This window comes from Actinoallomurus sp. NPDC050550 (assembly GCF_040655075.1).
GTDB lineage: Bacteria > Actinomycetota > Actinomycetes > Streptosporangiales > Streptosporangiaceae > Actinoallomurus.
The window spans coordinates 60,091-66,685 of record NZ_JBFAJC010000057.1; the positions used below are offsets into that span (position 1 = coordinate 60,091).

Here is a 6,595-nt window from a genome sequence, read left to right on the forward strand (position 1 = left end):
CCGATGCCGCACCGATTGTCGCAGGCGATCGCCGATGGCTCTCCCGGGACAACGCCGTGGAGGTGGCGGTTGCTGATCGCGGGAACGGCGGCGCGGAAGGATCTGTGATGAACGTCCCCCGACACGGCCCTGCGCTACGCCGGCCACCCGCCCGGCTGGAGTGGACGCGGGTCCCCGGCCTCGGGCCCGGCGCTGAGGTCCTCGGCGACGTGGGAGGCCGAACGGTGCCGGCGCTCGGCTGCGGCGCCGGTGTGCTCGAGGATGAGCTCGGCGACGCGGTGAGGCAGCCCGGGGGAGAAGAACCCGTGCCCCATGCCGGGGATGGTCCGCAGCCGTGCCCCGGGGATCCTCGCGGCGACGGCCTCGCCGTGGGCCGGTGGGCGGAGCGGGTCCGCTGTGCCGTGGATGACGAGCGTCGGTGCCGTGATGCCGGACAGGGGCATGAGCCGGTCCTCGGTCATCCGCTTGGCGGCCAGGTCATGGTTGGCGGCGGTGGTCTGGTCGGGGTCTCGTTCGTAGGAGAGTTCGACGCTGCGCCGCGCGGCGTCCTCGTCGAATGCGAGGACGCCGCCGTTCAGTATTCGCCACGTCTCCAGGGCCGCCGGGACGCGCTCCTCGGGCGTCGAGGGCGGTGACCCGGCGAGGCCGGCGAGGTGCGCCAGTACCGTCGGCGCCGGCGGCGGGAGGTCGTCAGGGTCGGGTGACCGACCGGACATGGCGCGCATCCACGCGTCCCTGGCGTCGTGGCCCATCGGGCCGGTCATGATGGCGGTGAGGGTCGTGACGCGCTCAGGGCGGTGCACCGCCAGCCACTGGGCGATCGCCCCGCCGAGTGAGGCGCCGACGACGTGCGCGGCGGTGACGCCGTGTCCGTCGAGCACGGCCGTGGCGTCGGCCGCCATGTCCGCGAGCGTGTACGGGCGGTCGGTGAAGTCCGCGTGCGTCGACCGGCCGGTGTCGCGGTGGTCGAACCGGATGACCTGCCGTCCGCCCTTCACCAGACCTTCCACCAGTTCGTCGGGCCATCCGATTCCCTGCGCGGAGGTGCCCATGATGAGCAGCACGACCGGATCGTCACTGTTGCCGAAGCGCTCGGTCCACAGGCGAATGTCTGCCGACGTGACGAATTTCTCCTCGGCCAATTCCATGATGATGAACATAGCGCGACGAGACCATTTAGTGCGAAATTTACATAATGGCGAAAATGTGCTATAATCGTGTTGAATTCGAAGGGGGGCCTGGCGGTACATCGCAGAACGCGATGGTCGTCTGCCTGGCTGAGGCGTCAGCTCTCACTTGCCCAGGGGAGCCCTTCGGGCGAGTACCTTTCGGTGGCTGATCCGCCAGCCCTGATCCACGCGTACGACGGTGTCCTCGTACGTGAGGCTCCCGCTCCTGCCGTCCGCGTAGATGCCGATTCCCTTGGAGCGTGCGTGCACGCGGCCGTCGGCCTGCTCGCTGAGGACCACGTTCGTGACGTGGTGGCCGACCGGATTCCGCTCGCCGAGGGCGCGCCCTGCCTCGGCGAGCGCTGTCGTACCCCTCAAGACCTCCTGTCCGAAATCCGTGACGTCGTAACTGACGTCGGCAGTGAACACCTCGTCCAGGCGGTCCAGCTCTCCGCTGTCGCACAGGTGCCCGTGCATCGCGATCAGCTCGGCGATGGTGAAGCGATCTTCCGCGGGAAGGGCCATGGCGATCCTTTGCTCGCAGGTCGTACGAATCGGGGAGCTCCCCGGATAGCGGCTAACCTAAGCGTGGAACTCCCCACTTCGCAACCATGGAGACGACGATGGCGCATCCGGGCAGGCCGACGACCGCACTGCGACCGCGCAGGCGACCTGCTCGTTCTGACGAGCGCGGCCGCCATCGCGGCCACGGGCGCGGACCACGCGCTGCGGCTTCTCCGGACCATGCGTCACGGGTTCGCAGGCGTCTCAACCCTTCGCGAGGATCGCAGCCAGCGAATCGCCGGTGTCCGTTGCGCTCTGTCTGGTGGCTGAGCCGAGCGCTTCTCGGCCGCAGCGTGATCTTGAGGTGGATATCCTCCCGGGAAGGACCGCGTTCGGCGGGTGGGGTGGCTGCTCGGAGACAACATGATCAGAGTTCTCATCGCGGAGGACATGACCATCCTTCGCGAAGCGCTGGTCGAGTTGTTGTCGCTGGAGTCTGACCTCGAAGTGGTGGCCGAGGTCGCCGCGGGCGGGGACATCGTCCCCGCCGCGCTGGGCCACCGACCTGACGTGGCCGTGATCGACATCGGCCTGCCCGGCCTGGACGGCATCTCGGCGGCGGCCGAGTTGCGCGAGCGCTTGCCCGAGTGCCGCGTCGTCATCCTCACGGCGATCACCAAGCCGGGCACGTTGCGCAACGCGCTCGGCGCCCACGTCGACGCGTTCGTCGCGAAGGACATTCGCCCGGCGGACCTCGCGGCCGCGATCCGGACCGTCGCCGCCGGCGGGCGTGTGGTGGATCCGGTGCTGGCCATGGCCGCGTTGCAGGCACCCGCGAGCCCGCTCACCCAGCGGGAGACCGAGGTGCTGCGCATGTCGGCGACCGGCGCCCATCCCGCGGAGATCGCCGAACGGCTCTTCCTGACGTACGGCACCGTCCGCAACTACCTCAGCTCAGCCGTCGTCAAGCTGGGCGCTCGGAACCGGGTCGACGCCATCCGGATCGCGACGGAGTCCGAGTGGATCTGACCGGAACTCGGCGACCACCTCGAACAGCCCGCCGGGCCGGTGCCCGGCCGTCAGCCGGCCGCCGGTTCGCTGTGTCAGGTTGGCGAGCCCGGATCTGGTTCGTGCCGTCCCGGCCGGCGCCTCCGTCCCGGCCGAGGCCTCCGTCCCGGCCGGGGCCTCCGTCCTGGCGGCTGCCTCGCCTCGTACGAGGGGGCCGGCGCCGTCGTTGACGACCCGCAGCCGTACGCGCCCGTCGGTTTCCGCGATGGTGATCTCGCACGTCCGGGCCTGACTGTGCCGCAGGACGTTGGTGATGGTCTCGCGGAGGACGGCGGCCAGCGCGGTGTCGGCCTCGGCCGGCAAGTCCGGGATCTCCAGGTGTGTCGTCGTCTCGACACCGGCCGATTCCAGCATTCGGCGGGCCGCGGCGATCTCGGCCGTCAACCTGAGCTCGACCCGGTCGACGACGATGGCGTCCAGCTCCGCCGTCGTCCGTTCCACCGTCGCGATGAGGGAGGCGAGCTCGGTTCTGGCCCGCTCCGGCGCCGTGTCCAGCAGGCGTTCCGCCACTTCGCCCTTGAGCGCGACGGCGGAAAGGCTGTAGCCGAGAACGTCGTGCAGGTCGCGGGCGATCCGGGTCCGTTCCCGCCGTACCGCCGCCTCGGCGAGGTCGTGACGGGCCCGTTCGAGTACGGTTGCCAGCTCGGTGAGGCGTCCCAGCGAGTACACCAGCCACATGAGCATGATGTGCCCGCCGATGTAGGTGAGGTCGCTGGCCGTGGTGCTTTCGGTTTCGTGGTGGAGCAACGCCAGATGTGCGGTCAGGATGAGGCCGACGATCCCCCAGGAGAACGGCGGCCGTACCCGGAGAAGTATCGAGCCGGAGAGGTAGCTCAGTACCCGGTCCCATGTGGGGTGGATGAGAAAGATCGGCAGCACGATCAGCAACGACTGGGCGAGAAATGTGGCCCGGGACCGCGGCAGCGTCTGCAGGACGACGATCGCGCCGAGGCCGAGCACGGCGAGCGTGAGCTTCAGCGGACCGATATGACTGAGCGAGTGCCGCTGATAGGAGGAGATGTTCGTCAGCACGAGCACGCACTGGATGATCAGTACGGCGAGCAGGACGCGCCGTGCCAGGCGTGGTGACTCGACCGGCGCCGGAGGCTCGGGGAGAGGGCCGACGCGGTACGCGCCGGCCGTGGCCCGGACCTCGGCCAGCGTCCGGCGGGCGAGTTCTGTCGCCTCGCGTATGTCGAGTCGGGCTTCCGGAACGTCCTCCCGCGCCGCCTTCCGCATCCGGAACACGACCGCCTGGAGTTTGCCGCCCAGCGCGTCCCGCAGCTCACCGTCCAGCCGCAGGCGCTCCCGGATCAGCGCCAGCCTGGCGAGCTCCTCCTCGGCGGCGGACAGCCGTTCCACGGTTCCCACCAGCGCGGCCACGCTGAACACGATGAGGCCGTCGTCCGCGACGATGATCATGGAGAAGAGCGAGACGTGGACATCGGCCCCGGTCAGCGTGGTGGTCAGGCCGGTCGCGCCCACGACCAGTGCGAACAGCGGCCACGCCCAGCGCGCGGGCAGCACGCAGAGTACGCCCGCGGCCACGGTCCACGGCATCCAGTCCCACTGCCACCCGACGATCGGGAACGGGACGAGGTAGAGCAGCACGAGGCAGCCCAGCAGTCCGTAGCGGCCGGCCGGGCCGCGCCGCAGCGCCAGAAGCGCGATCAGCGGCGGGTATGAAGCGGTGGCGAGCAGCACGCCGAGTGGCCGCCAGCCGTCGTCGATCCCGCCCGTGACCCGGATGGTGAAGAGGATGCCGAGGGACACCCAGAGCATGCCCCGGGCCGGCCGTAGCGACAGGTGATCGGGAGTCCGCTCCACAGGTCTCCCCGAGAGCCGTGACAAATGCACCCCCGACAGATGACAGGGACACTATCGGGACTTACGGGGCCGCTGCGAGCATCCGATCGTGAAAGAACGATCACTTGATGTAGAGGACGCATGGACGGGAATGGTCGCTCCGCCCGCGGCGAATGGTGAGGACGTCTGATGGAGCCGGCCGAGGTCCTGCCGATCGTGTCGCTCCTGTCCATCGTCACGGTCGAGTTCGGTGGTCACGCGCTGCTGAGGTTCATCACCACCGACCGCGACAAGCTGGGTGAGCTGCGCGAACGCTTCTTCCGCGCCGGACACGCGCACGCCGGCGTTCTGCTGATGCTGACGCTGGTCTATTTCCTCTACCTGCCCCGCGCCCGATACTCCGACGGCCTGGAATGGACGTTCGGTGCGATCCTGCTGGCCGGAGTGCTGGCCCAGTCGGGCGGGTTCTTCGTCCACCTCGGAATCGGCCAGGTGGGCGCCCGTTCAGCCGGCACGACGCTGACCCGTGTCGGTGCCCTGCTGATCGCCGTCGCGCTCATCGCGCTGTCGGCCGGACTCATCCACGAACTCTAGGAGAGACGATGTTCCTGGTCACAGGCGCGACCGGCAACGTCGGCGCAGAATTGATCCGCGCGCTGCTCCGGATGGACGCACCGGTGCGCGCACTGGTCCGCAGGCCGGACGCCCCATTGCCGGACGGCGCCCGTCCCGTATTCGGCGACCTCAACGAACCCGGCGCTCTGGCCGAGGCGTTCGATGACGTTCACAGCATGTTCCTCCTGCCCGGATACGCCGACATGCCGGGGCTGCTGACCCGAGCCCGCGAAGCGGGCGTACGGCATGTGGTGCTGCTGTCCGGCGGATCCGCCGCCCTGGAGGACATGAGCAACGCCATCTCCCGCTACATGACACTGTCCGAACGGGCCGTGCGCGACTCGGGGCTGCGATGGACGTTCCTGCGTCCACGCGCGTTCATGTCCAACGCGCTGCGCTGGACGCCGCAACTTCGGGCGGGCGACACGGTCCGCATGCCGTTCCCGAAGGTATCGGCCGCATGCATCGATCCTCAGGACATCGCAGCCGTTGCCGCACAAGCGCTCACCGGAAGCGGCCACGACGGCAGCATCTACGAACTGACCGGCGCGGAAGCACTGCTGCCCGCCGAACAGATCGCCATCCTGTCCAAGGTGCTCGGCCGAGACCTGCGCTGCGTGGGACTGTCGGATGAGCAGGCGCGCGTCGAGATGGAGCAGAGCATGCCGGCTGAGTACGTCGACGCCTTCTTCCGCTTCTACGTCGACGGCACTCTCGACGAGTCTCACATCCATCCGGACGTCCAAGAGGTCACCGGCCGCCCACCCCACACCTTCGAAGAATGGGCGACGGACCACGCCGAAGCGTTCCACTGACCGGTCACGGCCTCGATGGCCGGGCGGCCTCGCACTGCCGTCGCCCGACCTTCGGCTCGCGTTCCACTCCTCCGAACCGACGTAATGGATCCCATCGTGATCAAGAAGATGTCACTTACGGCCGCGGCGGCCGCCCTCGTCGTCGGTCTGACCGGCGTCGCGGGCGCGTCCGTCGAGCACCGGCCCGCCGCGCCGCGCCCGTCCGCCGCCCCGGCCTCGGCCTCACCGGCCGACAATCTCAACCCCGGCCCATACCAACACGCCCTCGACCCCCTGGTCGGCACCTGGAAGGCCGTCAAGACCAACTACATCCTCGGCGGCGGCAAACCCATCATCTCCCACGACATCACCGTCACCACCGGCTGGATCACCAAGACCGGCGGCCGCTTCCTGGAAGAAAAGACCGAAGGAACCCTCGGCGCAAACCACTACTACCGCCTCGGCATCCTCGGCTTCTCCAACATCGACCACCGATACGAATGGACCACCTTCGACAGCGTCACCCCCACCGCCATGACCTACCGCGGCAACCCGGTCACCACGATCTCGCCCGCACTGTCCATCCCAGGCGAATTCACCGACCCCGGCGTACTCGGCCCCCAATACCTCGGCAAGACC

Annotated in this window: 7 protein-coding genes; 4 read left to right on the forward strand and 3 right to left on the reverse strand. The window is 68.9% G+C overall.

Going from position 1 to position 6,595, the window contains the following annotated elements; translation table 11 throughout:
• Positions 1-134 precede the first annotated feature (134 nt).
• Both AB0I04_RS45085 and AB0I04_RS45090 read right to left on the reverse strand, forming a co-directional pair.
• Positions 135-1,148, reverse strand: a complete 1,014-nt coding sequence (locus AB0I04_RS45085; RefSeq protein WP_360899396.1) for an alpha/beta fold hydrolase — start codon at positions 1,146-1,148, stop codon at positions 135-137.
• 144 nt (positions 1,149-1,292) lie between these two features.
• Positions 1,293-1,694, reverse strand: coding sequence for a nuclear transport factor 2 family protein (locus AB0I04_RS45090; protein ID WP_360899399.1), 402 nt, complete (start codon positions 1,692-1,694; stop codon positions 1,293-1,295).
• A gap of 402 nt (positions 1,695-2,096) precedes the next feature.
• Between AB0I04_RS45090 and AB0I04_RS45095 the strand changes: the two genes are divergently transcribed.
• On the forward strand, positions 2,097-2,702 hold the full coding sequence (locus AB0I04_RS45095) for a response regulator transcription factor (protein WP_360899403.1): 606 nt from the start codon (positions 2,097-2,099) through the stop codon (positions 2,700-2,702).
• Here the strand turns inward: AB0I04_RS45095 and AB0I04_RS45100 are convergent.
• Complete coding sequence (locus tag AB0I04_RS45100) at positions 2,628-4,568, reverse strand: histidine kinase (protein WP_360899406.1); 1,941 nt, start codon at positions 4,566-4,568, stop codon at positions 2,628-2,630. The genes AB0I04_RS45095 and AB0I04_RS45100 overlap by 75 nt on opposite strands.
• 168 nt (positions 4,569-4,736) lie before the next feature.
• Here AB0I04_RS45100 and AB0I04_RS45105 point away from each other — a divergent pair, with 168 nt between their 5' ends.
• From AB0I04_RS45105 to AB0I04_RS45115, 3 genes are all read left to right on the forward strand, one after another.
• Entirely contained in the window at positions 4,737-5,141 is a 405-nt protein-coding gene (locus tag AB0I04_RS45105; RefSeq protein WP_360899409.1) for a hypothetical protein, read from the forward strand.
• Between the two features lie 8 nt (positions 5,142-5,149).
• A complete protein-coding gene (locus AB0I04_RS45110; RefSeq protein ID WP_360899412.1) occupies positions 5,150-5,977 on the forward strand; it encodes an NAD(P)H-binding protein in 828 nt (275 codons plus the stop codon).
• A 96-nt stretch (positions 5,978-6,073) separates the two neighbouring features.
• The coding region (locus AB0I04_RS45115; RefSeq protein ID WP_360899415.1) for a DUF1579 family protein at positions 6,074-6,595 on the forward strand (522 nt) is incomplete at its 3' end.